The sequence below is a fragment of the Nocardia sp. NPDC003482 genome (genome assembly GCF_053588115.1).
The window spans coordinates 12,911-37,184 of the sequence record NZ_JBSFPI010000026.1; the positions used below are offsets into that span (position 1 = coordinate 12,911).

At 69.0% G+C, this 24,274-nt stretch carries 24 protein-coding genes and 1 riboswitch; of the genes, 11 read left to right on the plus strand and 13 right to left on the minus strand.

The window, feature by feature from the left end; all coding sequences use genetic code 11:
- The first annotated feature begins 48 nt into the window (after positions 1-48).
- Genes ACWDSJ_RS31575 through ACWDSJ_RS31585 form a run of 3 tightly spaced genes read left to right on the plus strand, consistent with a single transcriptional unit; the run spans position 49 to position 3,898 of the window.
- Entirely contained in the window at positions 49-1,845 is a 1,797-nt protein-coding gene (locus ACWDSJ_RS31575; protein WP_450036252.1) for a hypothetical protein, read from the plus strand.
- Positions 1,842-2,972, plus strand: a complete 1,131-nt coding sequence (locus ACWDSJ_RS31580; RefSeq protein WP_450036253.1) for an aminotransferase class V-fold PLP-dependent enzyme — start codon at positions 1,842-1,844, stop codon at positions 2,970-2,972. The genes ACWDSJ_RS31575 and ACWDSJ_RS31580 overlap by 4 nt, the downstream gene beginning before the upstream one ends.
- Positions 2,969-3,898 (plus strand): aminoglycoside phosphotransferase family protein, encoded by a 930-nt coding sequence (locus tag ACWDSJ_RS31585; protein WP_450036254.1) that lies wholly within the window; start codon positions 2,969-2,971, stop codon positions 3,896-3,898. The genes ACWDSJ_RS31580 and ACWDSJ_RS31585 overlap by 4 nt, the downstream gene beginning before the upstream one ends.
- Positions 3,899-3,927: 29 nt before the next feature.
- Here ACWDSJ_RS31585 and ACWDSJ_RS31590 read toward each other — a convergent pair whose 3' ends face one another.
- Genes ACWDSJ_RS31590 through ACWDSJ_RS31600 form a run of 3 tightly spaced genes read right to left on the minus strand, consistent with a single transcriptional unit; the run spans position 3,928 to position 5,743 of the window.
- A complete protein-coding gene (locus tag ACWDSJ_RS31590; RefSeq protein ID WP_387360960.1) occupies positions 3,928-4,239 on the minus strand; it encodes a DUF3349 domain-containing protein in 312 nt (103 codons plus the stop codon).
- Between the two features lie 8 nt (positions 4,240-4,247).
- Positions 4,248-4,541 (minus strand): hypothetical protein, encoded by a 294-nt coding sequence (locus tag ACWDSJ_RS31595; protein WP_450036256.1) that lies wholly within the window; start codon positions 4,539-4,541, stop codon positions 4,248-4,250.
- Between the two features lie 8 nt (positions 4,542-4,549).
- Positions 4,550-5,743, minus strand: coding sequence for an inorganic phosphate transporter (locus tag ACWDSJ_RS31600; protein ID WP_387360956.1), 1,194 nt, complete (start codon positions 5,741-5,743; stop codon positions 4,550-4,552).
- A 106-nt stretch (positions 5,744-5,849) separates the two neighbouring features.
- Here ACWDSJ_RS31600 and ACWDSJ_RS31605 point away from each other — a divergent pair, with 106 nt between their 5' ends.
- The 5 genes from ACWDSJ_RS31605 (at position 5,850) to ACWDSJ_RS31625 (ending at position 9,782) form a co-directional block, all read left to right on the plus strand.
- A complete protein-coding gene (locus ACWDSJ_RS31605; protein WP_450036360.1) occupies positions 5,850-6,608 on the plus strand; it encodes an NAD(P)H-dependent oxidoreductase in 759 nt (252 codons plus the stop codon).
- A 334-nt stretch (positions 6,609-6,942) separates the two neighbouring features.
- Complete coding sequence (locus ACWDSJ_RS31610) at positions 6,943-7,476, plus strand: HNH endonuclease (RefSeq protein ID WP_450036258.1); 534 nt, start codon at positions 6,943-6,945, stop codon at positions 7,474-7,476.
- 25 nt (positions 7,477-7,501) lie between these two features.
- On the plus strand, positions 7,502-7,762 hold the full coding sequence (locus ACWDSJ_RS31615; protein ID WP_387360952.1) for a WhiB family transcriptional regulator: 261 nt from the start codon (positions 7,502-7,504) through the stop codon (positions 7,760-7,762).
- Positions 7,763-7,781: 19 nt separating this feature from the next.
- Positions 7,782-9,443, plus strand: coding sequence for a substrate-binding domain-containing protein (locus tag ACWDSJ_RS31620; RefSeq protein WP_450036260.1), 1,662 nt, complete (start codon positions 7,782-7,784; stop codon positions 9,441-9,443).
- A 30-nt stretch (positions 9,444-9,473) separates the two neighbouring features.
- Entirely contained in the window at positions 9,474-9,782 is a 309-nt protein-coding gene (locus ACWDSJ_RS31625; protein WP_450036261.1) for a GIY-YIG nuclease family protein, read from the plus strand.
- A 4-nt stretch (positions 9,783-9,786) separates the two neighbouring features.
- Here the strand turns inward: ACWDSJ_RS31625 and gcvP are convergent, their stop codons facing one another.
- The 7 genes from gcvP to ACWDSJ_RS31660 all read right to left on the minus strand — a co-directional run bounded on the left by gcvP (position 9,787) and on the right by ACWDSJ_RS31660 (position 16,725).
- Positions 9,787-12,603 (minus strand): aminomethyl-transferring glycine dehydrogenase, encoded by a 2,817-nt coding sequence (gene gcvP / locus ACWDSJ_RS31630; RefSeq protein WP_450036262.1) that lies wholly within the window; start codon positions 12,601-12,603, stop codon positions 9,787-9,789.
- 137 nt (positions 12,604-12,740) lie between these two features.
- A riboswitch (glycine riboswitch) is annotated at positions 12,741-12,836 on the minus strand.
- A 50-nt stretch (positions 12,837-12,886) separates the two neighbouring features.
- Positions 12,887-13,480 (minus strand): MerR family transcriptional regulator, encoded by a 594-nt coding sequence (locus ACWDSJ_RS31635; RefSeq protein ID WP_387360944.1) that lies wholly within the window; start codon positions 13,478-13,480, stop codon positions 12,887-12,889.
- A 176-nt stretch (positions 13,481-13,656) separates the two neighbouring features.
- Positions 13,657-14,130, minus strand: coding sequence for a bifunctional nuclease family protein (locus ACWDSJ_RS31640; protein ID WP_387360942.1), 474 nt, complete (start codon positions 14,128-14,130; stop codon positions 13,657-13,659).
- Positions 14,131-14,183: 53 nt separating this feature from the next.
- On the minus strand, positions 14,184-14,954 hold the full coding sequence (ftsR, locus tag ACWDSJ_RS31645; protein ID WP_450036263.1) for a transcriptional regulator FtsR: 771 nt from the start codon (positions 14,952-14,954) through the stop codon (positions 14,184-14,186).
- A 46-nt stretch (positions 14,955-15,000) separates the two neighbouring features.
- On the minus strand, positions 15,001-15,474 hold the full coding sequence (garA, locus tag ACWDSJ_RS31650; protein ID WP_387360938.1) for a glycogen accumulation regulator GarA: 474 nt from the start codon (positions 15,472-15,474) through the stop codon (positions 15,001-15,003).
- Between the two features lie 179 nt (positions 15,475-15,653).
- Positions 15,654-16,052, minus strand: a complete 399-nt coding sequence (gene gcvH / locus ACWDSJ_RS31655; RefSeq protein WP_450036265.1) for a glycine cleavage system protein GcvH — start codon at positions 16,050-16,052, stop codon at positions 15,654-15,656.
- A gap of 43 nt (positions 16,053-16,095) precedes the next feature.
- Entirely contained in the window at positions 16,096-16,725 is a 630-nt protein-coding gene (locus ACWDSJ_RS31660) for a CDP-alcohol phosphatidyltransferase family protein (protein ID WP_450036266.1), read from the minus strand.
- 91 nt (positions 16,726-16,816) lie between these two features.
- Between ACWDSJ_RS31660 and ACWDSJ_RS31665 the strand changes: the two genes are divergently transcribed.
- Complete coding sequence (locus ACWDSJ_RS31665; protein WP_450036267.1) at positions 16,817-18,511, plus strand: GMC oxidoreductase; 1,695 nt, start codon at positions 16,817-16,819, stop codon at positions 18,509-18,511.
- Positions 18,512-18,610: 99 nt separating this feature from the next.
- Positions 18,611-19,492 carry a nuclease-related domain-containing protein gene (locus tag ACWDSJ_RS31670; protein ID WP_450036269.1) on the plus strand — a complete coding sequence of 294 codons (882 nt, stop codon included), beginning with the start codon at positions 18,611-18,613 and terminating at the stop codon, positions 19,490-19,492.
- On the opposite strand, the gene ACWDSJ_RS31675 is transcribed toward ACWDSJ_RS31670, so the two are convergent.
- Complete coding sequence (locus tag ACWDSJ_RS31675) at positions 19,410-20,048, minus strand: phosphatase PAP2 family protein (RefSeq protein ID WP_450036271.1); 639 nt, start codon at positions 20,046-20,048, stop codon at positions 19,410-19,412. The two genes, ACWDSJ_RS31670 and ACWDSJ_RS31675, sit on opposite strands and share 83 nt — an antisense overlap.
- A complete protein-coding gene (locus ACWDSJ_RS31680) occupies positions 20,049-21,980 on the minus strand; it encodes an acyl-CoA dehydrogenase family protein (RefSeq protein ID WP_450036273.1) in 1,932 nt (643 codons plus the stop codon).
- Positions 21,981-22,083: 103 nt separating this feature from the next.
- Between ACWDSJ_RS31680 and ACWDSJ_RS31685 the strand changes: the two genes are divergently transcribed.
- A complete protein-coding gene (locus ACWDSJ_RS31685; RefSeq protein ID WP_450036274.1) occupies positions 22,084-23,550 on the plus strand; it encodes a threonine/serine ThrE exporter family protein in 1,467 nt (488 codons plus the stop codon).
- Here the strand turns inward: ACWDSJ_RS31685 and ACWDSJ_RS31690 are convergent.
- Positions 23,547-24,269 carry a TetR/AcrR family transcriptional regulator gene (locus ACWDSJ_RS31690; protein WP_387360922.1) on the minus strand — a complete coding sequence of 241 codons (723 nt, stop codon included), beginning with the start codon at positions 24,267-24,269 and terminating at the stop codon, positions 23,547-23,549. The two genes, ACWDSJ_RS31685 and ACWDSJ_RS31690, sit on opposite strands and share 4 nt — an antisense overlap.
- Between the last annotated feature and the right edge of the window lie 5 nt (positions 24,270-24,274).

A 24,274-nucleotide genomic window follows, 5' to 3' on the forward strand; every position in this document is an offset into this window, starting at 1 on the left:
GATCTGCTCACCACGATCGCCCTGCGGATCGACGGGCCGCTCATCCTGGTGCTGGCGTTCCGCCCCGATCAGCTGCGCGGACAGGATCAGACACATCCCCTGCAACGGGCGGTGTACCGCCTGTGCCGGTATCGGCCGGGAACCATGGTGATGGAACTGCCGCGGTTGTCGAGCGCCGACACCGAGCTGCTGGTCCGCCGAGCGACGAAAGGCGCTGTGCTCCCGGCGCATTCGATGTCGCGCATCGTGCGACTGAGCGCGGGCAACCCGCTGTTCGCCGAATCCCTCGCGCGCTTGGGCGACCAGACGGATCGCGTTGCGCCACAACAGATCACCGCGGTCCTCGAGGAGCGGCTGTCCTACCTCACCCTCGAGGATCAACGGCTGCTCGAGACCGCCGCGCTGATCGGTTACAGCTTCGAGGTCGACTACCTCGCGCGACTCGCGCGCCTGGATATCGACGATGTCTACGACCGTCTGCACGTGCTGTTCGAGGAGTACGCGTTGGTGCGGCCCGCCGAACCCCGCGGCGACCTCGACCGGTATCTGATCCATCATCCGCTGTTCGCCGAGATCCTGCGGGAACGCGGGGCCCAGAACGCGCCGCGGTGGCGTCGCCAGCACGCCCGATTCCTGGAGATCCTCGAGGCCGAGCCGCACTGGGACGACGAAACGCAGGTGCGGGCGGCGGCGGTCGCGGTCGCGGCCCGCGATCGGGCCAAGGCGGGGCCCCTCTCGCTGGCGGCCGCCCGCCGCCAGCTCGCGCTGGGCGCGGTATCCAAGGCACGCGAACTCGCGGACATCGCGGTCGAGCACGCACCGTCGTTCCACTCGTGGTCACTGCTCGCCGAATCCCAAACGGTCAGTGGCGATCACAGCGCGGGCACCCGATCGTGCGCGGCGGCGCTGGCGTTCAGCGGAGCGGAACCGCTCGAACCCGATCAGGTCGCCGGCGTGCGGTTGCTGTGGGCGCGGAACCTGCGGATGACCTGCCGGTGGGAGGACGTGGACCGCGTACTCGACGAGTTGCTCACCCAGCACCTGACCTCCGGCGAGATCCGCGCCGAGGCGTTGATCCTGAGGGCCGAGGTCGCGCTGTGCGGTCCGGTTCAGGACACGGCCGGATGTATCGACCTGTGCGAAGCGGTCGCGTCGATGACCGCCGAGGCCGAGCTACGGTCGCGGGCCTTCGGGCATCGAGGTCTCGCCCACCTCGCCGCCTACGAACCGCTCGAGGCCGATCGGTGGCTGACGCGGTCCATCGAGGCGGCCGAGGACTCCGGCCATCCCTACGCCAGATACGAGGCACTGCACTGGCTGAGCAAGAAGACGATGGCCTGCCTCGAACTGGAACGCTCCTGGGCGCTGCTGGAGGAATTGGGCCGGATGTCGCGGACATCCGGTGTGGCGAGCGACAATCCGCCGCATCTGCGGGACTCGAGCCGCGTGCTCGGCTTGCGGGGGAACCACGCGGGCGCGGCGGAGGCGTTCGCACGGTACCTCGACGTCAGTCTCTCCCCCGGGCTCGACAAGGTGGCTATGACCCTCACCTGTCAGGTGATCGAGTTGGACGGCCTGCGCGGCCGGGAATCCGGCGCGGAGTTGCTCGCCCAGCTCCGGGCCGTGTGTGACCGGGATCTGCTCGCCGCGGACCGACGGGAGCGACTGATTCGACTGCTCGACACCCTCGAAGGCCGCGCTCGGGGGGCCAACCCCGTCGAATTCGCCGTCGCTCGGCTCGGTGTCGCACCCGACGACGCTCTCGCCGCCGACGCCATCTTCCGATTCGACGTCCCCAGTCTCACGAAACTGCGATCGCTCCTCGGACACGGTGCGGGATCGTGAAAGACCTTGCTTACGAGGACTTTCCATTCGCGCCGGGTGTGGTGCAGCTCAACCACGCCTCGTACGGCGTCACGTCCCGCCGGGTGATGCGCGCCGCCGAATCGGCCCGAGACCGGATCGAGGGCGATCCGAACATTCGACTCGGAGCCGAGTTGGTCGATCTCCTCCGGGACCGGACCGCGCGGGTCGCCGAGGCGTTCGCGCTCGAGCCCGAGCGGATTACGTTCTGCGCCAACGCGACCTCGGCCGCGGCCGCCGTCATCGCCTCGCTGCCGCTCACCGGAGCCGACACCGTGGTCGTCCTCGACACGGAGTACTCCTCGATCATCCGGGCATGGGAACTCGCCGCGGCCCGCGCGTCGGCGAATCTCGTTGTCGTGCCGGTGTCCTTGCCGTTCCACAGCGCGGAGCAACTGCTCGACGCGCTCGACACCGCGGTTCCGGGCTCCGTCCGTTACCTCCAGATGAGCCTGGTCAGCTCCTCGGCCGCGATCCGAATGCCGGTCGAGCGGGTCGCCGAGTGGGTGCGCGATCGCGGCGGCCGGTTGATTCTCGACGCGGCCCACGGCCCCGGCCACGTCCCGATGACTCCGTCGACATGGGGTGCCGCCGCGATGTTCGGCACCCTGCACAAATGGCTTCCGGCGGTGCGCGCCGTCGGGCTCCTCTGGCTCGCCGCGGATCTCGTCGACCGGGTCCGCCCGGCCGAGGTATCACTCACCTGGGACGCACCGGACCTGATCGAAAGATACTCCTGGCCGGGCACATTCGATCCGGTACCGCGCTTGACGATCGACACCGCGCTCGCGCAATGGGCCGAGTGGCGGGCACGCCACCTGCTGGCCGAATGCGAGGCCCTGGCCGACACCGGCTCCCGCCTGCTCGCCGACTGCGGCGCCCACCCCACAGCCGAAACCGCGTATCTGCCACCGCGATTGCGGGCATTCGTCCTCGAGGGTGTGACGGTCCGGCAGGTGAAGGACGCCACCCGCGCCGTGCCGCTACGGATCTGGGCAGGCCCCGGTCCGCGCGGTGAATGCCTGCTTCGCTTCGCCACCCACATCTACAACGACGAACCCGACCTCGAAACGCTCGCCCGCACGATCAAGGAGGTTCTCACCCGATGACCGTGCCCGCCATCCCCGAACGCCTCGAACGGGCGATCCTGTTCCTCCGCGGGGAAGACGAGGGCCGACGCTGGCTCGACGCCCTCCCGGATCGAATCGAACGCTACGCCCGGGCATGGCGGCTCGACCTGGACAGCGTCGCCGACAGCGGTGCGATGTCGTGCTGCGTCTACGCCACCACGGCCACCGGCACCGCGGTGGTGCTGAAGCTTCCGGTCGATCAGGAGTCCGGAGCGACGGAAATCGGTCTGCTCGACCATTGGTCGGCCACCGGAGCCACCCCCGCGGTTCTGGAACACGACGACTCCGGCGTCTTCCTGATGACCCGGATCGTGCCCGGCGATATCGTCTGGCCCACCGACGGCCCCGCCGACGCCGAACGATTCGGTGCGCTCCTGTCCCGGCTCAACGCCGCCGACCTCCCCGCACCGCCCGCTCTGAAGGATCTGGCCGAGGTCGCGGCCATGCGAATCGCCTGGGCCAGAGAGCGTTTCGCCGACCCCCGCTATGCCGTGGCGATGGCCGCGTTCGGCGCGGACCGTCATCTTCCCGCGGCCGAGCGGATCCTCGACCGGCTGCTCCGCACGACGACGCGACGCCACGTCCTGCACGCCGATCTGCAGGCGAAGAATATCCTGCGGGGCCCCGATCACTGGTACACGATCGATCCGCTCGGGGCACTGGGCGATATCAACGCCGAGGCGGCCCTGTGGGTGGCGATTCAGGACGGTCCGACGACGATCGCCGAGCGGCTGACGCAACTGAACGCGCATCCGTTGCTCGACGAGAGTCGTTTGCACGCTTGGGCTTACGTCTTCGCGGTGGCCGAATACCGAAGTTACCTTCCCGCGTCCGCCGAGCGGATGGCGACATTCGTCTCGGGTGTAAACGCGGTCGATACCGCACGCCGACTCGGCGCTGTCTGAGGTTGTCGTGTCGAATTCCCCTCCGCCACTCAGCCTTCCGACGGATGCGCCAACGGCCACCCGCCCGCCGCCAACCGGGACGCCACCCGGTTCACATCCTCCGCACTCGGCTTCTCATGAGCCAGCCCGGTGATGGCCGCCTCGATATCCGCGCGGTCGATGTCGGTGACATGCCCGTCGGTGAGGAGGCGTTCGACGACCTCGGCGATCTCTTCCTCGGTGAGTTTGCGGTGCAGGACCGCGAACAGGGCGACGTAGTCTTCGCGGGGGACGCCCTGGGGGTAGCCCGCGCGCAGCCAGTCCAGGACGCAGGTGAGGATCGACCGGTGTTCGGTTGTCATGGGGAAGCTCACTTCTTGGGGGGTTTGGCGCCGAACAGCTGGACGTCGAAGGTGTGGCTGATGAAATCCTTTGCGACGTAGAGGATTCCGGCCACGATGGCGGCGAGGACGATCGCGAAGCAGATGTAGGCGACGGCCTGGTAGACCGGGTTGCGGCGGGCGACCGCGCCGTCGGCGCCGACGGTCTCGAGGGACCAGAAGCGGATGCCGACGCCGCACAGGATCGGCAGGCCCGCGCCGAGGACGATGCCGATGGCCACGACCTCGCCGAGCGATTTCACGATGGAGACGAAGGTGTGCACGGTGCCTCCTAGACCGACGCGCCGGTGGTGGGGGTCGACACGTTGGACGGCGGGGTGAGGCCGCCCTCCCACTCGTCGTTGACGTTGTGGGTGCCGACCGGATTGCGCCGCGCCCGCAGGAACATGTACCCGGAGACCGCGAGCAGGATCACGAAGTCGACCAGCACACCGGCCAGCCCGCCGAACAGGTCCGCGATCCCCCAGCACAGCGCGCCGACCACGGCCGCCAGCGGCAGCGTGAGACACCAGGCGACGACCATGCGGCCCATGACCGACCAGCGCACCTCGGCCCCCGGCTTGCCCAGGCCCGTGCCGAGGATCGAACCGGTCGCGGTGTGCGTGGTCGACAGCGGCAGACCGAACTGCGCGGAGGTCAGGATGATCGACGCCGACGCCGATTCGGCCGCGAAGCCCTGCGGCGAGTCGATCTCCACCAGGCCCTTGCCGAGCGTGCGGATGATCCGCCAGCCACCGAGATAGGTGCCCAGCGCGATGGCCAGCGCGCAGCACACCTTCACCCACAGCGGGATGCTGTCGCTGTTGGTGTAGGTGCCGTGCGCGACCAGGGCCATGAAGATGACGCCCATCGTCTTCTGCGCGTCGTTGGTGCCGTGCGCGAGCGACACCAGCGAGGCCGACCCGATCTGCCCCCAGCGGAAGCCGGTGCGCACCTTGCCCTCGTTCGCCGCGCGGGTGAGGCGGTAGATCACGAACGTGCTCAGCGCCGCGATGAGCGCCGCCACGAACGGCGCCAGCAGGGCGGGCACGATGATCTTGTTGATCAGGCCGGTGCTCTTGTCGCCGGTCCAGATCACCCCGCTCGCCCCGAGCGCGGCCATCGCGGCGCCGATGAGGCCGCCGAACAGCGCGTGCGTGGAACTCGACGGCAGGCCGAGCAGCCAGGTCAGCAGGTTCCACAGGATGCCGCCGACCAGTCCGGCGAACACGATGTGCAACAGGTCCATGTGATGGACGTCGTTGATCTTGAGCAGCCCCCCGGAGACGGTCTTGGCGACCTCCACCGACAGGAACGCTCCGACAAGGTTCAGTACTGCCGAAAGTGCAACCGCCACACGAGGTCCGAGCGCACCCGTGGCAATCGACGTCGCCATCGCGTTGGCGGTGTCGTGGAAACCATTGGTGAAATCGAAGGCAAGCGCGGTGACTATCACAATCGTGAGCACAATGAGTTCTGCGGTCACGAGGTAGATCTTCCCCCGTTACCGCGCCTCGTTCCCGCCGTGGCGAGCAATTCACCGAAAGTTCAGCCCGGGAATACGAACACCGATGAACCCGTTACCGGCCGAGGTGAACATCTTGATCGTATACGCGCACCCCGAACCGGATTCGCTGACAGGATCATTGAAAGATGTTGCGGTGCAACAGCTTCGGCAGGACGGTCACGAGGTCCGGGTGAGCGACCTGTACGCGATGGGCTGGAAGTCCCACGCCGACGCCGCGGATTTCGGCGACGTCGCGGAAACGAATTTCATGCTCGCGTCCGGCGAGGCGTACGCGAACGGCTCGCTCACCCCCGATATTCGCGCCGAACAGGAGAAACTCCTGTGGGCCGACACCGTGCTGTTGCATTTCCCGCTGTGGTGGTACTCGATGCCCGCGATCCTCAAGGGCTGGGTGGACCGGGTGTTCACCTGCGGGTTCGCCTACGGCGTGGGTTCGCGCGCGTTACCCCGTTACGGCGCGGGCATTCTCAGCGGCCGCCGCGCGATGCTGGTGGTGACGATCGGCGGGCGCGAGCCGGGCTACTCCGACCGCGGCGTGAACGGGCCGATCGAGGATCTGCTGTTCCCCATCCACCACGGCATCCTCTACTACCCCGGCATGGACGTGCTGCCGCCGTTCCTGGTGCACGGCAGCCTGCGCGTGAACGACAAGCGGTTCGCCGAGATCGCCGCGGACCTGCGGGAACGCCTGGCGAAACTGGAGACGATCGAGCCGATCCGCTACCGCCCGCAGGACGGCGGCGACTACGACCGGAGCCTGCGGCTGCGGCCCGGGCTGGAACGCGACGGCCGGACCGGCTTCGCGGTGCACATCACGTCCTGAACCGGGGAACAAATCCGGCGGCCCCCTCGTTGAACAGCGCGACGAGGGGGTTTCCCGTGCGGCGCAGCGCGTCTCACCGGGAGAAAAATCAACCGACAACGGCGTAACGCTGTGTCACCATTGGCGATGTTCCCTCCGGCCCCGCGACGGGCCGGACGCAGCCACGAACAGCAGGAAGGAGGAGGTGGCCGATGCCCGACAAGGTAATGAATCCCGCAGGCGAACAACGACTTTCGAGTCCCGAGCAGCGACGCGAGTCCGGCCGCCTCCAGAGCCGGGCCTGACCCGCCCCGTCGATCTCCCCTTCCGCTCTCCACGAAACATGGTGGCTCCCATGCTGTTCGATTCTCCCGACGCGCCCGACAATTGGATACACACCGGTGTGCTGCTGCTCAACGCCTCCTACGAGGCGTTGTGCGAGATCGGCGCGGACCGGGCGATCGTGCTGCTCGTCTCCGGCGTGGCCGAGACCGTCGCCGATCGCGAGCCTTACGTCCCCATCCGTTCGCGGCATCTGGAATTAGCGCTGCCCGAGACGATTCGTCTGCTGCGTTATGTCTATCTCGAACACAGGGTGGCGCGGCACGACCACAGCCGCGCCACGCTCGCGGGCGTGCTGCGGCGCGACGGTCAGCGGTGCGGGTACTGCGCGGGCCCCGCGCGGACCGTCGACCACATAGTCCCGCGCAGCCGGGGCGGGACGAACACCTGGAACAACCTCGTCGCCGCGTGCGGGCCGTGCAACACCCGCAAGGCCGACCGCACCCCCGAGGAGGCCGGAATGCGGCTGCTGTGGGAGCCGAAGGCGCCCGACGAGCTGGCCCGCAGACAACGGCGGATCTGGAAGGACCTGTCCGCCACCCGATAGACCCCGAGAAAGGAGGGGATCCGATATGACGAACGCAGTACAGGAGCTCACCCTGGTGGATCTGCTCCCGCTCTCGGATTCGCAGAGCTGGGAACAGGCCGCGTGCAAGGGTGATCCGAATCACGAGGCGTGGTTCCCGTACCCGTCGCAGGACTTCGCGTACGCGCGGAGCGTCTGCGCGAGCTGCCCGATCCGCCGCCAGTGCGGGCAGTTCGCGGCCGACACCGGTCAGACCGGTGTGTGGGGCGGGCACGAGTACGACCGCGGACGGTTGGTCCGGGAGTAGCTCTCTACACTGGCAACCCGTGGGTACACATCGCAGTGCGGACGGTTCACGGGGTGTCAGCAAGGGGCTGGTGATATCCGTGGCGGCCGTGCTGCTGGTGATCGCGGGGATCGGTGGCTGGTTCTGGCTCAGTCACCGATCCGCCGACGAAAGTCGCAGCGCGGCCGCCGAATGCGTCGAGGGCGAGGCGACGCTGGCCGTCACCGTCGACCCCGATATCCTCGCGCCCGTCCGCGCCGCCGCCGACCGCTACAACGCCACCAAGCCCAAGGTTCGCGATCACTGCGCGAGCGTGCGGGTGACCGGGCGCCCCTCGGCGGCGATGGTGGCCGGATTCACCGGCCGCGCTTGGGATTCCGCGCTCGGACCCGAACCGGCGCTGTGGATTCCGGATTCGTCGCGGTCGATCGAGGCGATGCGGGTGCCCGGCCTGGTGGAGGGCGCGCCCGCCTCGGTGGCGACGAGTCCGATCGTGCTGGCCGTGCCGGAGCCGTTGCGTGCGGCGCTGGAGTCGGCGAAGACCGGCTGGGCGGATCTGCCCAAGCTGCAACAGGGTTCGCTGAGCGACGTCGGATTGCCGGGCTGGGGCGGGTTGCGGCTCGCGTTGCCCGACGGGGACGCGACGCTGGCGACGGCGACGACTGTCGGTGCGGCGCTGTCGAGTTCGGATCCGCTGGACGAGACGGCGGCCAAATCCGGTCAGGTGGTGTCGGCGATCTCCCAGCTCGCCGCGGGCGCGCCCGAGCCCGGGGATGTCACCGCCACGCTGGGCGCGCTGGCCGGGGCCGCGGATCCGGCGAAAGGGACGGTGCACGCGCTGCCGGTAACCGCTCAGCAACTGAAGGCGGTGTCCGGTGTCGCGCAGTACCGGCCCGCCGGTGCCGCGCCCGTCGCCGATCATCCCGCGGCCCTGCTGACCGGGCCGTGGGTCGACAAGACCGCCAACCTCATCGCGGGCCTGTTCGTGGACTATCTGCGCGCCCCCGAGCAGCAGAGGCTGTTCGCCGACCAGGGTTTCGAGCCGCCCGCCGCGACGGCCGTCCCGGTGCCCGCCAAACCCGTTCTGACGCAGGTGCGTTCGGTGCTCGCCAACCCGGTCCTGGGCGTGCACGCGACCGTGCTCATCGACACCACCGCCCCCATGGGCGCCACCGACGGCACCCTCACCAAACTGGGCAATACCCTCGGCGCCCTCCAGTCCACGATGGCCACCATGCCCGCCGACTTCGGCCTCGGCGTCTGGACCTACGCGCACGACTCCGACGACCCGTACAAGATCCTCTCCCCCACCGCACCCCTCACCGAACAGCACCGCACCGACCTGGCCAAGGCCCTGTCGAACGTCAGCCCCACCACCGACAAGAAGGACCGCGCCTACCCCGCCTTGGTCGCCGCCTACCGCAACGCGGTGAGCGAATTCTCGCCCGGCCGAACGAATTCCATCCTGTTGATCACCTCGGGCCCCAACGACGATTCCACGGTCACCGGCGACCAACTCCTGGCCGACATCACCCCCGACCCGAGCCACCCCATCCGGATCGACGTGATCGCGCTCGGCACCCAGACCACCCCGACCCTCCAGTCCCTGGCCCAGAAGACGGGCGGCACCTACACCCACGTCACCACCACGGACGACCTCGCCTTCGGCACCGCGGTCAACCAGGCCCTCACCAACCCCTGACCTGTCGGACCCCTCTGCCATCCTCTCCCCATGGGGAGGAGACCGACCAACCAACCACCACCGTGCACCTACATCCTCGCCAGCGCCCCGCACGGCATGCTCTACATCGGCTCCACCCGCAACCTGGTAGCCCGCGTCTGGCAACACAAGAACAACGTCGTCCCCAGCCACACCCGCCGCCACGGCATCCACACCCTGGTCTGGTACGAAGCCCACCACACCCTCGAGAACGCGATCCTGCTCGAGAAGCGGCTCAAGACGTGGAGCCGGGCTCGCAAGATCGCGTTGATCGAGGGGATGAATCCCGAGTGGGACGATCTCTATCGATCGCTGCTGTAGGCGTTCACTCCGAATCGGCGTACGCCGACAACGGCGGGCACGAGCACACCAGGTTCCGGTCGCCGTACGCCCCGTCGATGCGGCGGACAGCGGGCCAGACCTTCGGGCGCGGCGCGCCCAAACCCTGTGGGTAGACGGCGGTTTCGCGGGAGTAGGGGTGGTTCCAGTCGCCGACCAGGCTGGCCGCCGTGTGGGGGGCGTTGCGGAGGGGACTGTTGTCGACGGGCCATTCGCCCGCGGCTACTCGATCGATCTCCGCCTTGATGGCGATCATGGCGGCGATGAAGGCGTCGAGTTCTTCCAGGTTCTCGCTCTCGGTCGGTTCGACCATGAGGGTGCCCGCGACCGGGAAGCTCATGGTGGGGGCGTGGAAGCCGTAGTCGGCCAGGCGTTTCGCGACGTCGTCGACGGTGACGCCGGTGCGTTTGGTGATCTCGCGCAGGTCGAGGATGCACTCGTGGGCGACCATGGCGTTCTCGCCGGTGTAGAGGACCGGGAAGTGCGGATCCAGGCGGCGTGCGATGTAGTTCGCCGACGCGATGGCGGTGAGGGTGGCTCGGCGCAGGCCGTCGGCGCCCATCATGCGGATGTAGGCCCAGGTGATCGGGAGGATCGACGCGGAGCCGTAGCGCGCGGCGGAGACGGCGTGCGAACCCGACTCCAGCGGGTCACCGGGGAGATAGGCGGCGAGGTGGTCGCGGACCGCGACCGGGCCGACGCCGGGACCGCCGCCGCCGTGCGGGATGCAGAACGTCTTGTGCAGGTTCAGATGCGACACGTCGCCGCCGAAGCGGCCCGGACGGGCAAGGCCCACAAGGGCGTTCAGGTTCGCGCCGTCCACGTACACCTGGCCGCCCGCGTCGTGCACCAGCGCGCACAGCTCGGCCACCTCGTGTTCGAAGACGCCGTGCGTGGACGGATAGGTGATCATGATGCAGGCCAGGCGGTCGGCGTGATCGGCGATCTTGGCGCGCAGGTCGTCCAGATCGACGTCACCGTTGTCGCGGCACTTCACCACCTCCACCCGCAGCCCGGCCATGGCGGCCGAGGCGGCGTTGGTGCCGTGCGCGCTGGACGGGATGAGGCAGGTGTCGCGGTGGGTGTCGCTGCGGTCGAGGTGGTAGCGGCGGATCGCGAGCAGGCCCGCGTACTCGCCCTGGCTCCCGGCGTTGGGCTGCAAGCTGACCCGGTCGTAGCCGGTGATGGCGGCCAGCCACTTCTCCAGATCCTCGATCACGCGCACCATGCCGGGCACGTCCTCGACGGGCGCGTAGGGATGCAGGCGGGCGAAGCCGGGCCAGGTGATCGGCTCCATCTCCGCGGTCGCGTTGAGCTTCATGGTGCACGAGCCGAGCGGAATCATGCTGCGGTCCAAGGCGATATCCTTGTCCGACAGCTGTCGCAGGTAGCGCAGCATGGCGGTCTCGGTGTGATACCGGGTGAACGCCGGATGGGTCAGGAACTCCGAGGTGCGCGTCTCGATCGAGGGCAGCGCCGACTCGGAAACGCCCTCCGCGCCGAAACTTTCGAGCACGATCGCCACATGCGCCTCGGTGGTCGCCTCGTCGCACGCCACCGACACATGATCGGCGTCGACCGGCCGCAGATTCACCCCCCGCCCCTTCGCCTTGGCCACCACGGCCTCCGCCCCGCCGGGCACCCGCACCAGCACCGTGTCGAAGAACCGTTCGTGCACAACGGCTTCCCCGAGTCCGGCCGCGAGCCGTTCGGCGTGCCCGTGCACCCGCCGCGCGATCGCGCGCAGCCCGTCGCCGCCGTGATAACTCGCGTACATGGCGGCCACGATCGCCAGCAGCACCTGCGCGGTGCAGATGTTCGAGGTCGCCTTCTCCCGGCGGATGTGCTGCTCGCGGGTCTGCAACGCGAGCCGGTAGGCGGGATCGCCGTCGGCGTCCACCGACACCCCGACCAGCCGCCCCGGCAACTGCCGGGCGTGCGCGGTCCGCACGGCGAGATATCCGGCGTGCGGGCCGCCGAAGCCCATCGGCACCCCGAACCGCTGGGTGGTGCCGAAACACACGTCCGCGCCCTGCTCGCCGGGCGGCGTCACCAGCGTCATGGCCAGCAGATCCGCGCCCGCGGCCACGAGCGCGCCCCGATCGTGCGCCGCCGCAATGACATTCGTCCAGTCCACGATCCGGCCGGACGCGCCGGGGGTCTGGATCAGCACGCCGAAGAACTCCCCGTCGGGCAGCCCGCCGGAGGCCAGATCGGCTTCGACGATCTCGATGCCCAGCGGTTCGGCCCGGGTGGTGAGGATCGTGCGGGTCTGCGGGAACAGGTCGGCGTCGATCACCAGCCGCGCCGACTTGCTCGACCGGTTCGCCCGGCGCAGCAGGGTCATGGCCTCCGCGGCGGCGGTCGCCTCGTCGAGCATGGACGCGTTGGCGACCTCCATACCGGTCAGATCCGACACCATGGTCTGGAAGTTCAGCAGCGCCTCGAGCCGCCCCTGGCTGATCTCGGGCTGATACGGCGTGTAGGCCGTGTACCACGCCGGGTTCTCCAGGATGCCGCGCAGCAGCACGGGCGGGGTCAGCGTGTCGTAGTAGCCGAGCCCGATCATCGAGGTCGCCACGGTGTTCGAATTCGCCAGTGCCGCAAGCTCATCGAGCACCTCGTGCTCGGTGCGCGGGGCGGGCAGCGCGCACAGGCCGTGCGCCGCCGGGTCGTCGCGGATGCTCGCGGGCACCGCGCGGACCGCGAGGTCGTCGAGCGAATCGATGCCGAGCGCGGCGAGCAGCACCTCGACGGCGGCGGCATCGGGTCCGATATGGCGATCGGCGAAGGAACGGGTCACGGCAGCTCCCAGGGGTGCGGGCGGGCCCTCCCCCTCTGTCGTGGCGCCTGAGAGATTCAGGTCCCGGGCTCGGGCTCCTTTTCCCCATGGGCGGATGGCCCGCAACCGAATGCGGCCACCTCTTTCCAGAGGCGTCGAAAGTCCGTGCGGTCCCTGGTGCCTGAGAGATTGACGGGGAGGTGCTGCTCCTTCGGCGCCCGGGTCGCAACCCGGAACTCTCCCGCACGGCCGCGACGCACCGCCAAGTCTAGGCGGTCCCGGATTGCGCCGGTGTTACCGACCCCTAGCCGGTTTTGCTCATGCGCGCCTTGCGGCGGTAGGCCAGCTCGTCCTCGGGGCGGTCGCTGCTCGCGTGGTTCTCGGCGCGCTCGGCCGGGAAGTTGGCGATCGCGCCCGTCAGCTCGCGCATGGCGCCGCTGACCGCGATGCCGAACACGCCCTGCCCGCCCTGCAGTAAATCGACGACCTCTTCCGGCGAGGTGCACTCGTAGACGGTCGCCCCGTCGGAGAACAGCGTGATCCCGGCCAGATCCTCGACCCCGCGGCTGCGCAGATGATCGACGGCGATGCGGATGTTCTGCAGCGAGATGCCCGCGTCGAGCAGCCGCTTGACGATCTTGAGGACCAGGATGTCCTTGAAGGAGTACAGTCGCTGGCTGCCCGATCCCGAGGCGCTGCGGATGGACGGCACGACCAGACCCGTGCGGGCCCAGTAGTCGAGTTGCCGGTAGGTGATCCCGGCGACCTGGCAGGCGCTGGGCACGCGGTAGCCGACGAGTTCGTCGGGGACGGTGTCGTCGGGGAACAGGCCGGGCTGCACCGCGGCGGGCCGCGTATCCGCCGCGTCGGACCCCGTCTGCTGCGGTTGATCTCCCACGAACAACTCCCCTCACTGCTTCGCCGAAGTGGAACCACGGCCTAACTATCGAGGTTACTCCCTCGATTGTCCCGGCTCGATCCGCCTCGAGCCAGTCACCGCGAGGGGCGTGTTTTTCGACCTCTAGCTGAGGTTGATACTCCGCCGTCGGGGCCCGGATTGCCCCGGAATGACCGTTAACTATCGGTGGCCTTGAAATCGTCCGGCGACACCGACTCGAGGAACTCCTTGAACTTCTCCACCTCGTCCTCGCGCTCGTCGGGCATCACCAGCCCGGCCTCCTCGAGCACCGGCTCCTCGGCGTAGATCGGGCAACCCACCCGCAAGGCGATGGCAACCGAATCCGAGGGCCGCGCGGAGATGCGCACGTCGTTGTCGAAGACCAGATCGGCGTAGAAGGTGCCTTCCTGCAGGTCGACGATCCGGATCTCCTTGAGGGTGTGGCCGAGCTCGTGGATCATGATCTTGATCAGATCGTGGGTGAGCGGCCGGATCGGCGTGACGCCCTCCTGCTCGAGGACGATCGCGGTCGCCTCCGCCTGCCCGATCCAGATCGGTAGGTACCGATCCCCGGCCACCTCGCGGAGCAGCAGCACAGGCTGATTCTGCGGCTGCTCTACACGGATGCCGATCACTCGCATCTCACTCATGACTCCACCTCGCTGGCGCTCGACGGCCGTATCACCGAGTCTAGGCGATGAATTCAGCCGCCGAGTGCGCCGCGCACCGAGGTCTTCACCAGACTGGTATGCAGCGTCAGCGACAGGGCGGCCAGCTCGCGGATGGTCTCCTCCGCGCGGGCGCGGGCGTCGGCGTCGCGGCCCTTGGCGATGGGCGCGGCGATCTGCGCGATCATCGCGGCCTCGCGATCGGCGGCGAGCTTGAACGCGCGCAGATGCCTTGCCTCCAAACCGAATTCGCTCATCGCGCGGGCCGTGCGGGCCAGCGTGACCGCCTCGGTGTCGAAGAAGCCCGCGGCGCCCGGGGTGATCAGATTGGCCCGGATGAGTTCGGCGAGGAACTTCTCGTCGATACCGGCCTGCTCGAGCAGATCCGTTCGCGTGACGCGGATCTCGTGATCGAAGCGCAGCTCCTCCGGCGAGACCTCACCGGGAACCACGCCGAGCCTCCGGGGCGGGGGCGGGCCGGCCGCGGACGCGGAATCGGGCGCACGCCCCGATCCGTCCGCGTCGGCGCCGTCGGCCCGGGCGCGCGCCTCGCGCACCCCGAGCGTCGCGGCGCCGCTGTCGATCGCCTCGAGTTGTTCCTTGATCACCTTCAGCGGCAGGTACTGGTCGCGCTGAGCGGTCAGCACGAATTTCAACCGCTCGACGTCGGCCACCGAGAACCGCCGATAGCCCGAGGGCGTGCGCTCCGGGCTGATCAGCCCCTCCGATTCGAGGAAGCGGATCTTGGAGATGGTGATGTCCGGAAAATCCGGACGCAGCAGGTCCAGCACGGAGCCGATCGACATTCCTCCGCGGGTCCACTGCGCTGCGCCTGTCATCGCATCCGGCCCGTCAGACGCCCGCCGCGTCGTTCTGGGCGGCGCGCGGGCCGGTCAGGAACACCAGCCGGAACTTGCCGATCTGCACCTCGTCGCCGTTCTGCAACTCCGAGGAGTCCACCGGCTCGCGGTTGACGTAGGTGCCGTTGAGGCTGCCCACGTCGACGACCTGGAAGGTGTCGTTCTCGTTGCGGAACTCCGCGTGCCGACGCGAGACCGTGACATCGTCGAGAAAGATGTCGCTGTCGGGGTGGCGTCCCGCGGAGGTGGTCCGCTGATCGAGCAGGAACCGCGAGCCCGCGTTCGGACCGCGCTTGACCACCAGCAGGGCGGCACCCGGAGGCAGGCCCTCGACCCCTTGCACCGGCTGTTCGCCGGTCTGTTCCCCGGAGCGCGACGCGTCGACCTCGTTGAGGAAGTCAGCGCGGAACACCGATGTCGTCTCGGCCGCGCTCTCCCCGTAACCCGGGTCTTTGTTCTCGCTCACCCTTGCTCTCCTCCTCGAACCGATTATCCGTACAAGCATCGCGGCCCGGAATCCGTCCGCACCCGGCGCGACCGGCTGTCGCGCCCTTGGAGATTCCGGCACCGGTCGCCGGCACTTCTGTTGGCATTGACCGTACCCTGCCAGGGCGATCCCGTGCAGGTAGAACTGTGAAGGCCGCTTCAGCCCCCGATAACTCCTTGATAACCTGCGGCATCGAGGAGTTCGTCCAGCGCCGCGTCGAGTTTCGCGGCCTCGCCGACCTGCAATTCGAACAACCAGCCGTCCCCGTAGGGGTCGGTGTTCAGCGTCTCCGGCTCGGCGTCCAGAATGTCGTTCACCGCAACGACTTTCGCGTGCAGCGGCGCGTAGATGTCGGAGACGCTCTTGGTGGACTCCACCTCCGCGATGCTCTGGCCCGCTTCGACGTCGGTATCGACCTCGGGCAGCTGCACGAACACGACGTCACCGAGCTGTGACTGAGCGTAGTCGGTGATGCCCACGCGCACGCGGGTCGCGTCCACCCGGAGCACCCATTCGTGCTCCTCGGTGTAGCGCAGATCCTCGGGAACTGAGGTCACAGGTGCAATCCTTTCGAGGGCTCGTTTCTCGGCCGCGTCGTGATCACTTTATCGGCTCCCCGCTCGGGGGTCCGACGGCCGGTATCGCCCGGGCCACCGCCACCGCCTTGCCGACGTACAACAGCCCGGTCCAGACGTAGGCCGCCGTGCCCCACAGCAGCAGCGCCCAGCCGAAGGCCCGGCCGAATCCGGCCGCGCCCCAATCCATTTCGCCCGCCAGCAGCCACGGCAACGCGGACATCAGCGCGAACGTGGCCGCCTTGCCGAGATAGATCACCTCCGGCGGCGGGAGGTCGCGGCGGCGGTAGATCGCCAGCGTGAGCGTGAGGATCGCGTCGCGGGCGAGCAGGATCACCACGAACGGCCACGGCAGGATGCCGCGCACGAGCAGCCCGAGCACGGTCGCCACCAGATACAGCCGGTCCACGAACGGGTCCAGCAGCGCGCCCAGCCGCGAGGACTGGTCCAGCAGCCGGGCCAGCTTGCCGTCCAGGAAGTCGGTGAGCCCGCTGACGATCAGCAGGGCGAAGGCCCACCCGTTGGCGTGCTCGATCAGCAACAGCCACAGCAGCACCGGAACCCCGATCAACCGCAGCACACTCAGCGCGTTGGGCACGGTGAGGACGCGGTCGCCCGGATCTCCGGCGGGTTCGGTGGTCACAGCCTGTTGCATACCCGAATCGCGCGGGGGCCGCCATTCGGGCACGCCGGAGGGGTTGCGGCGACAGGTTAAGGTGAGTCGGCAATCGAGGGAGAGGAAGTCCATGCCCGACTTCGACTACGACGTGGTGGTGATCGGCTCCGGGTTCGGCGGGAGCGTGAGCGCCCTGCGGCTGACCGAGAAGGGCTACCGGGTGGCCGTGCTGGAATCCGGCCGCCGCTGGCCGGCCGAGGCCATCCCGAAGACGAATTGGAATGTGCGCAAATCCCTTTGGGCCCCGCGACTGGGCCTGACCGGTCCGCAGCGGATCAGCGTGCTCGGCAAGTGCGCGGTGTTCTCCGCGGCCGGGGTCGGCGGCGGTTCGCTGATCTACGGCAACACCCTCTACGAACCGCTGCCCGCGTTCTACGACGATCGGCAGTGGGCCCACATCACCGATTGGCGCGCCGAGCTCGCGCCCTACTACGACCAGGCCAAGCGCATGCTCGGCGTCGCGCCGAATCCGCGGGTCACCCCGGCCGACGAGGTGATCCGCTCGATCGCCGACGACCTCGGGGTGGGCGACACCTACCACCCGACCAATGTGGGCGTGTTCTTCAACGAGGCCGCTCCGGGCGAGGAGGTGGACGATCCGTACTTCGGCGGGGCGGGCCCCCGCCGCAGCGGCTGCATCCATTGCGCGCGTTGCTTCACCGGCTGCCCGCACAACGCCAAGAACACCACCCCCACGAACTACCTCTACCTCGCCGAGCAGGCCGGGGCCACGGTCTTCGAGCTGACCACCGCGACCAAGGTGCGGCCGATGCTCAAGGGCGGGTACGCCATCGAGACCGTGCGCTCGGATCGCTGGATTCGCAAGCAGCGCAAGACCTTCACCGCCGAACAGGTGGTGTTCGCGGCCGCCGCGCTGGGCACCCAGAAGCTGCTGCACAAGATGCGCGACGAGCGGGTGCTGCCGAATCTGTCGCCGCGGCTGGGCGAGCTGACCCGCTCGAACTCCGAGGCGATCCTCAACGTGGTCAGCGGCACCCGCGCCGATTTCGCCGAGGGCATCGCGATCACCTCGTCGATCCATCCCGAGCCCGACACCCACATCGAGGTGTGCCATTACGGCAAGGGGCAGAACGCGCTGTTCCCGATGTCGGTGCCGATGGTCGACGGCGGGGCGTTCCGGTTCCTGCGGTTCCTGCTGGCGATGTTCACCCGGCCGCTGGTGTTCCTGCGCAGCCTCAATGCCCGCCGGGCGTCGGAGAAGTCGGTGATCCTGCTGGTGATGCAGTCGCTGGACAACTCGCTGACCTCGTTCCGGCGCTGGGGACAGCTGAAGACGCGGCAGGGCACCGGGGAGCCGAACCCGACGTGGATTCCGTTGGCGCACGACATCGCTCGCCGCTTCGGCGAGAAGGTCGACGGCGATGTGCACGGGCTGTTCCTCGACGTGGTGAACATCCCGGCCACCGCGCACTACATCGGCGGCTGCGTGATCGGCGAGGGCCCGGAGAGCGGTGTGGTGGATCCGTATCAGCGCGTATTCGGCCATCCCGGCCTGCACGTGGCCGACGGTTCGGCGGTCACCGCGAACCTCGGGGTGAACCCGTCGCTGACCATCACCGCGCAGGCCGAACGCGCGATGGCCTTCTGGCCCAACAAGGGTCAGCCCGATCCGCGTCCGGAACTGGGCCGCCCCTACCGCCGCATCCGGCCCGTCGCGCCCGCGCGGCCGACCGTGCCCGACACGGCCTTCGGCGCCCTGCGCCTGCCGATCAGCCCCGCCGACCCCCGCGTGCCGACCGTCTGACATACCCGGCGGACGCGGGATCCCACCGGAACCCGCCCGGCCACATATGCTTTCGGTACCGAGTGTCGACGGGAAGGGCGGGCCGCAATGCTGGTGCGAGTGCAGAATCCCACCGGCACCCGAGCCGAGCGGGTGCTGATCGACTGGCTGCGCACCTGGAAGGGGCCCGGCGATCCGCACGGCGTGGCCACGGTGAACGTCAGCCTGTTCTACGCCGAACGCCTGCACCGGTTCGACGCGATCATCTGGACGCCGACCAGTTGCGTGATCATCGAGACCGAGACGCTGGTGGAGAACGTCAGCGGCGAACTCGAGGTGCCGCTGAACGGTCCGTGGCGGGTGGGCAGTCAGGTGGTGACGCTCGAGGGCACCGATCGCGGCACGCCGCTGGACCAGTCGCGCGAGCACACCTTCGCGTTGCAGAGCTGGCTGGCCGAGCGCGGCCTCGGCCAGCGGGTGGTGCACGGCGTGGTGCTGGTCGTCCCGCCGAGCGGCGCGAATCTGCGGGTGCGCCAACTGTGGAACGATCCGAGTTTCGAGGTGATCGTCGGCGACGACCGCAACCGGTTCGCCGCCTACCTCAACAACCTCGCCTCGCAGGGCCGCGCCCAGTGGACGGTCAACGACGTGGCGCTGGCGTTCCGCGGCCTGGCCATCCTGCCGTATCTGCCGTCCCCGCAGGATCTGGTCGGCGAGGGCTTCGGCGGCACGGTCGACATCACGCTGTGGTACGGCGGCCCGCAGCAGGCGCAGGCCGAGGCGTATCACGAACAGCAGCAGGCCATGGCCGCCGCGGGCGGAACGAGCGGGCTGGCCTTCTCCGCGCCCTGGTACAGCCCGTGGCAGCTGTACCCGCGCGAGCACGAGAAGATCGATATGGGCCGCACGTTCCTGCGCGTCACGATGGCCCTGGGGATGCTGGTCGCGGCGGCGTGGGCGATCTGGTTCGTGGTGTCGGTGCTGCTGACCTACGCGCCCTGATCGCCACGGCCGCACCGTAACTCGCGGTCACCAGCGCGATCGCCGCGCCCGCGCCGCCCAGCACGTCGGTCGGGTAGTGGTAGCCCAGCCCCACCATGCCCACGGCCACCCCGGCGAGCACCACCACCGCCACCGCGGCCGCAACGATCCGCGCCCGCGCACGCTCCAGCACCAACACGAAAGCCGTTGCGACCGCGACGAATTGGACCGTGTGCCCGCTCGGATACGCCAGGTAGTCGTGTAAGTGCCGGTGCCACAAAGGTTTCAGCAGCCAGGTGTTGACCGCGACCACCAGCTCCGGCACCACCAGCAGAAAGGCCACCGCCCACCACCGTCGCCGCAGCGCGCACCACAGCGCGGCCAGCGCCAGCAACGGCAGCACGACATAGCCGTTGCTCGGCACGACCAGCGCGTCGAGCACGCTTGGGCCGACCGTGCGGTCGACCTCCGCACCCACGGCCCGATCGAGGTCGGTGGGTCCGCCGTTCGCGGGAAAACCCAACGGCAGCAGCGCGGTGGTCAGCGCACCGGCCGCCACCGCGACGAGCCACCGCACCTATTCGCCCTGATGGGAGCTCGGGTCGTCGAGCATGGCCGCGTGCAACAGGGATTCGGGCACGCCGAGCGCCTCGACCAGGGTCGGAGCGTGCGGGCGCAGCCGGTCCACCAGCTCGTTCACCCCGCGCCGAACCGTCTTGGCGCGGTCGACCGACATGAAGCGGTGCATGATGTACCACGCCTGGTTCTGCTCGATGCTCGCGTACACGAACAGATCGCACACCGTCTCGGCCAGCTCGCGCGCCTCCGGATCGTCGATGCCCGCGATGCCCTCGATGAACGCCTCCAGGATCAACCGCTCGATGTGCGCCTCGCCTGCCAGCAGGATGTGGTCCTGCGCGTTGTTGAACGCCTCGAACGGGTTGGTGTCCTGCGCGCGGGCCCGCAGCCGGTGCGCGGCGGTGCGGACGAGATAGTCCTCGCGATCGGCGAACAGCTGCAACTGCACCGAGCGCCGCGCCAGATCGCCGTCGTCGATGCCCTCGTCGGAGCGGTCGCGCAACCGCTGGATCAGTTGGCGCACACCGGAACTCTCGCGCACCACGTCGCGGGCCATGGTGGCGGCGAAGCGCACCCAGCCCATGGCGTCCAGATCGCGGACCTCGTCGGCGTAGGCGGTGAGCAGTTCCTTGGCGACGAGCTGGGTGAGCACCAGGTTGTCGCCCTCGAAGGTGGTGAACACGTCGGTGTCGGCCTTCAGCGTCACCAGCCGGTTCTCGGTGAGATAGCCCGCGCCGCCGCAGGCTTCGCGGCACTCCTGGATGGTCACCGTGGCGTGGCGGGTCTGCGCGCCCTTGAGTCCGGCCGCCCGCTTCTCCAGCGCGCGCTGCGCGGTGGGGTCGAGATCCTGCCCGGTCTGGATGGCGTGCATGCGCCGCACGAGATCATTCTGCGCGAAGGCCAGCGCGAACGAGCGCGCCACCAGCGGCAGCAACCGGCGCTGATGGCTGCGGTAGTCCAGCAGCACGATCTCCTCGCCGGTCTCCGGATCGCTGAACTGCCGGCGCTTCTCCGCGTAGCGCAGCGCGATGCTCAACGCCACCCGGGCCGCCGCGGCGGCCGCGCCGCCCACGCTGATCCGCCCGCGCACCAGCGTGCCGAGCGTGGTGAAGAAGCGGCGGCTCGGGTTCTCGATATCGGAGCGGTAGGTGCCGTCAGGTTCGACGTCGGCGTACCGGTTGAGCAGGTTCTCGCGCGGAATTCGCACGTGGTCGAACATGATTCGGCCGTTGTCGACCCCGGGCAGCCCGCCCTTGAGACCGCAATCGGAGGTGGTGACGCCGGGCAGGTCGTTACCCGCCTCGTCGCGGATGGGCACCAGGAAGCAGTGCACGCCCTGACTCTGGCCGCCGGTGATCAGCTGCGCGAACACCGCCGCCATCCGGGCGTGCTCGGCCGCGCCGCCGATATAGTCCTTGCGCGCCGACGCGGTCGGGCTGTGCACCACGAACTCTCGCGTCGCGGGATCGTAGGTCGCGGTGGTCTCCAGATTGGCGACGTCGCTGCCGTGCCCGGATTCGGTCATGGCGAAGCAGCCCAGCAGGTCCAGCGACAGCAGCCGCTTGACCACGTCCCGGTGCCGCTCGGTGCCCAGGTTCTCCACGGCCCCGCCGAACAGCCCCCACTGCACGCCGCACTTCACCCACAGCGACAGATCGGTGTAGGCCAGCATCTCCAGGCCGGTGACCGCCGCGCCCGGTTCGCCGGTGCCGCCGTTCTCGAGCCGGAAACCCTTCTCGGCGAGACCGAATTCGGAGACCAGCCGCATCTGGTCGAGCACCCGCGCCCGCGCGGCCTTGTAGTCGAGGTAGGGATCGCCGAACAGTCGATCGTCGTCGAGCTGCCGCCGGGCCTGCTCGCGCACCTCGCCCCAGGGGCCGTCGAGTGCCGCTCGTAGATGTTCCGCTGGGGTCTTGCCTCCGGTCGCCATAATCCGAAGATAACCACGAGCGAACCGGTGACACCCGTGATCGGCCTCACGTGTCGGTACGCGGAGCTGACGATTGTGTAACACGTCGCTAACTTGGCGAAGTATGAGCGATGAGGTGATGACCCAGCCGATCCAGGTGCTGCCGCCACCGGATCCGCAGACCCGGCTGCGGCATTGGGCAGGTCGTGTCGTGGGCCGGTTGGTGGCCGAGCGGCAGGCGACCGTCGACGCCGTCGTCCCGGCGCCGACGCCGTTGCAGCCCATCGATCTCACCGACGACGCCCGCGTGACCCAGGTGCTGGACCTGGCCGAACGCGTCGGCGACGTGGTGCTCGCCTCGGGCACGTCGGTGATGGACACCACCACCCAGGTCGAGTTCATCGCCTCCACCTACGGGTTGTCGCAGATCGATATCGATGTGACCTACAACGCGATCCGCATCTCCGCCGACCGCGGCCCGTCGCTGCCGCCCGCGAGCACCATGCGGGTGGTCAACTATCGTTCGCTGGACTTCACCCGGCTCGCCGCGGTGGACCGGCTGACCCGGCGCATCCGCCGCGAGGTCGTCCCGCCCGAGGAGGCGCACGCCTATCTCGATCGGATCTGCTGTGCGCCGCATCCGTACAGCCGCTGGGTGGCGACCCTCGGCTGGTCGCTCATGGCCGCGGCCATCGCGGTGCTGCTCGGGGGCGGGACGCTGGTCGCGTCGGTCAGTTTCGTCGCCACCGCGCTCATCGACCGCACCAACCGGGTCTTCAACCGGCTCGGGCTGCCGTTCTTCTTCCAGGCCATGGCGGGCGGGGCGATCGCGACCGCGCCCGCGATCCTGCTGGCCACCTTCGCCGGACGCATCGAGGCCAATCCCTCGCTCATCGTCGCGGCGGGAATCACGGTGCTGCTCAGTGGTTTACAGCTGGTCGGCTCGGTCGAGGACGCGATCACCGGGGCGCCGATCACCGCGGCCGCGCGCATGCTCGAGGTGATGATGATGACCGGCGGCATCATCGCCGGGGTCGCGCTGGCGTTGCGGGTGGCGGAGATGGCGCACGCGGTGTCGCCGACGATCGATATGTACTCCTCCACCGGCATCTCGAATCTGGGGATGCAAGTGCTGGCCGGTGCGATCGCGGCCCTGGCCTTCGCGCTGGCCTGCTACGCCGAGCGCCGCGCGCTGGCCGCGGCGGGGTTGAGCGGTGCGGCCGCGACGGTGTGTTACGTGCTGGCCGAGGCGGCCGGTTTCGGTCCGGTGGTGTCCTCGGGGTTCGCCGCGACGGTCGTCGGTCTCGCGGGTGGTCTGATGGCCCGTCGCTCGCTCACTCCCCCGCTGGTCGTGGCGATGGCCGGGATCACCCCGCTGTTGCCGGGTCTGAAGGTGTATCGCGGCCTGTCGGCGCTGCTCAACGATCAGTTGCTGATGGGGTTGAGTCAGCTGCTGGCCTCGTTCGCGGTCGGCTGCGCGCTGGCGGCCGGGGTGACGCTCGGCGAGTGGATCGCGCGTTTCCTGCGGCAGCCGCGAATCCTCAAGCGGTTCCGCGGGATTCGGCGACCGGTGATCGCGTCGAATCGCTAGGCCGGTCCGGGGGTCAGGCCGATGGTCCGGGCGAGATCGGCCAGTGTCGCGTCGAACAGCGCGTCGGGATCGCTGACCGGCATCGGGTAGTTGCCGAACACCTCGAGGGTCACGTGCCCGTAGAGCCGTGCCCAGAACTGGATCATCAGGTAGGTGACCCCGAGGTCGAGTTTCTCGGCGGGGAACTTGCGCTCGGTGATGCCGAGCAGCGCGCCCTGGAATCCGATCAGGTCCTCCCGCAACGCCTCCGGGATGACGTCGGCCGAGGGCGTGACGATGTCGTAGGCGGCCAGCAGCCGCCCGGCCGCGGCGAGGAAGATCCGCCCGAACGGTTCGTCGAACTGCCGCATGGCGCTGGTGCCCGCGCCCGCCGGGGAGGCGAACACGAGGGTGAACTCGTGCGCGTGGTCCAGCGCCCAGCGCCGAAAACCCTTGCAGATGGCGAACAATTGCACGATGCCGTCGTCGGGCAGCTCGGCCACCTGACTCGCCAGTTCCTCGGCCAGATCCGCGCAGATGTCCAGGCGCAGCGCGGCGACGAGCTCCTCCCGGGAGGCGTAGTACCGGTACAGGGCGGGGGCGGTGATCCCGAGTTCGCGCGCGATCGCGCGCAGGGTCACCGCCTCCGGACCCTGGTGCACCAGAAGGGTTCTCGCCACTCGCCGGATGTCCGCGTCGCTGACCGCGGGCACCCGGCCCCTCCGCGCCGGCTCGCTCACCCGTC

Coding starts and splice junctions, on each gene's coding strand:
- ACWDSJ_RS31585 (WP_450036254.1), top strand. CDS start 2,969: ATGACCGTGCCCGCCATCCCCGAACGCCTCGAACGGGCGATCCTGTTC.
- ACWDSJ_RS31590 (WP_387360960.1), bottom strand. CDS start 4,239: ATGACAACCGAACACCGGTCGATCCTCACCTGCGTCCTGGACTGGCTG.
- ACWDSJ_RS31610 (WP_450036258.1), top strand. CDS start 6,943: ATGCTGTTCGATTCTCCCGACGCGCCCGACAATTGGATACACACCGGT.
- ACWDSJ_RS31615 (WP_387360952.1), top strand. CDS start 7,502: ATGACGAACGCAGTACAGGAGCTCACCCTGGTGGATCTGCTCCCGCTC.
- ACWDSJ_RS31625 (WP_450036261.1), top strand. CDS start 9,474: ATGGGGAGGAGACCGACCAACCAACCACCACCGTGCACCTACATCCTC.
- ACWDSJ_RS31640 (WP_387360942.1), bottom strand. CDS start 14,130: ATGAGTGAGATGCGAGTGATCGGCATCCGTGTAGAGCAGCCGCAGAAT.
- ftsR (WP_450036263.1), bottom strand. CDS start 14,954: ATGTCGATCGGCTCCGTGCTGGACCTGCTGCGTCCGGATTTTCCGGAC.
- ACWDSJ_RS31660 (WP_450036266.1), bottom strand. CDS start 16,725: ATGCAACAGGCTGTGACCACCGAACCCGCCGGAGATCCGGGCGACCGC.
- ACWDSJ_RS31665 (WP_450036267.1), top strand. CDS start 16,817: ATGCCCGACTTCGACTACGACGTGGTGGTGATCGGCTCCGGGTTCGGC.
- ACWDSJ_RS31680 (WP_450036273.1), bottom strand. CDS start 21,980: ATGGCGACCGGAGGCAAGACCCCAGCGGAACATCTACGAGCGGCACTC.
- ACWDSJ_RS31685 (WP_450036274.1), top strand. CDS start 22,084: ATGAGCGATGAGGTGATGACCCAGCCGATCCAGGTGCTGCCGCCACCG.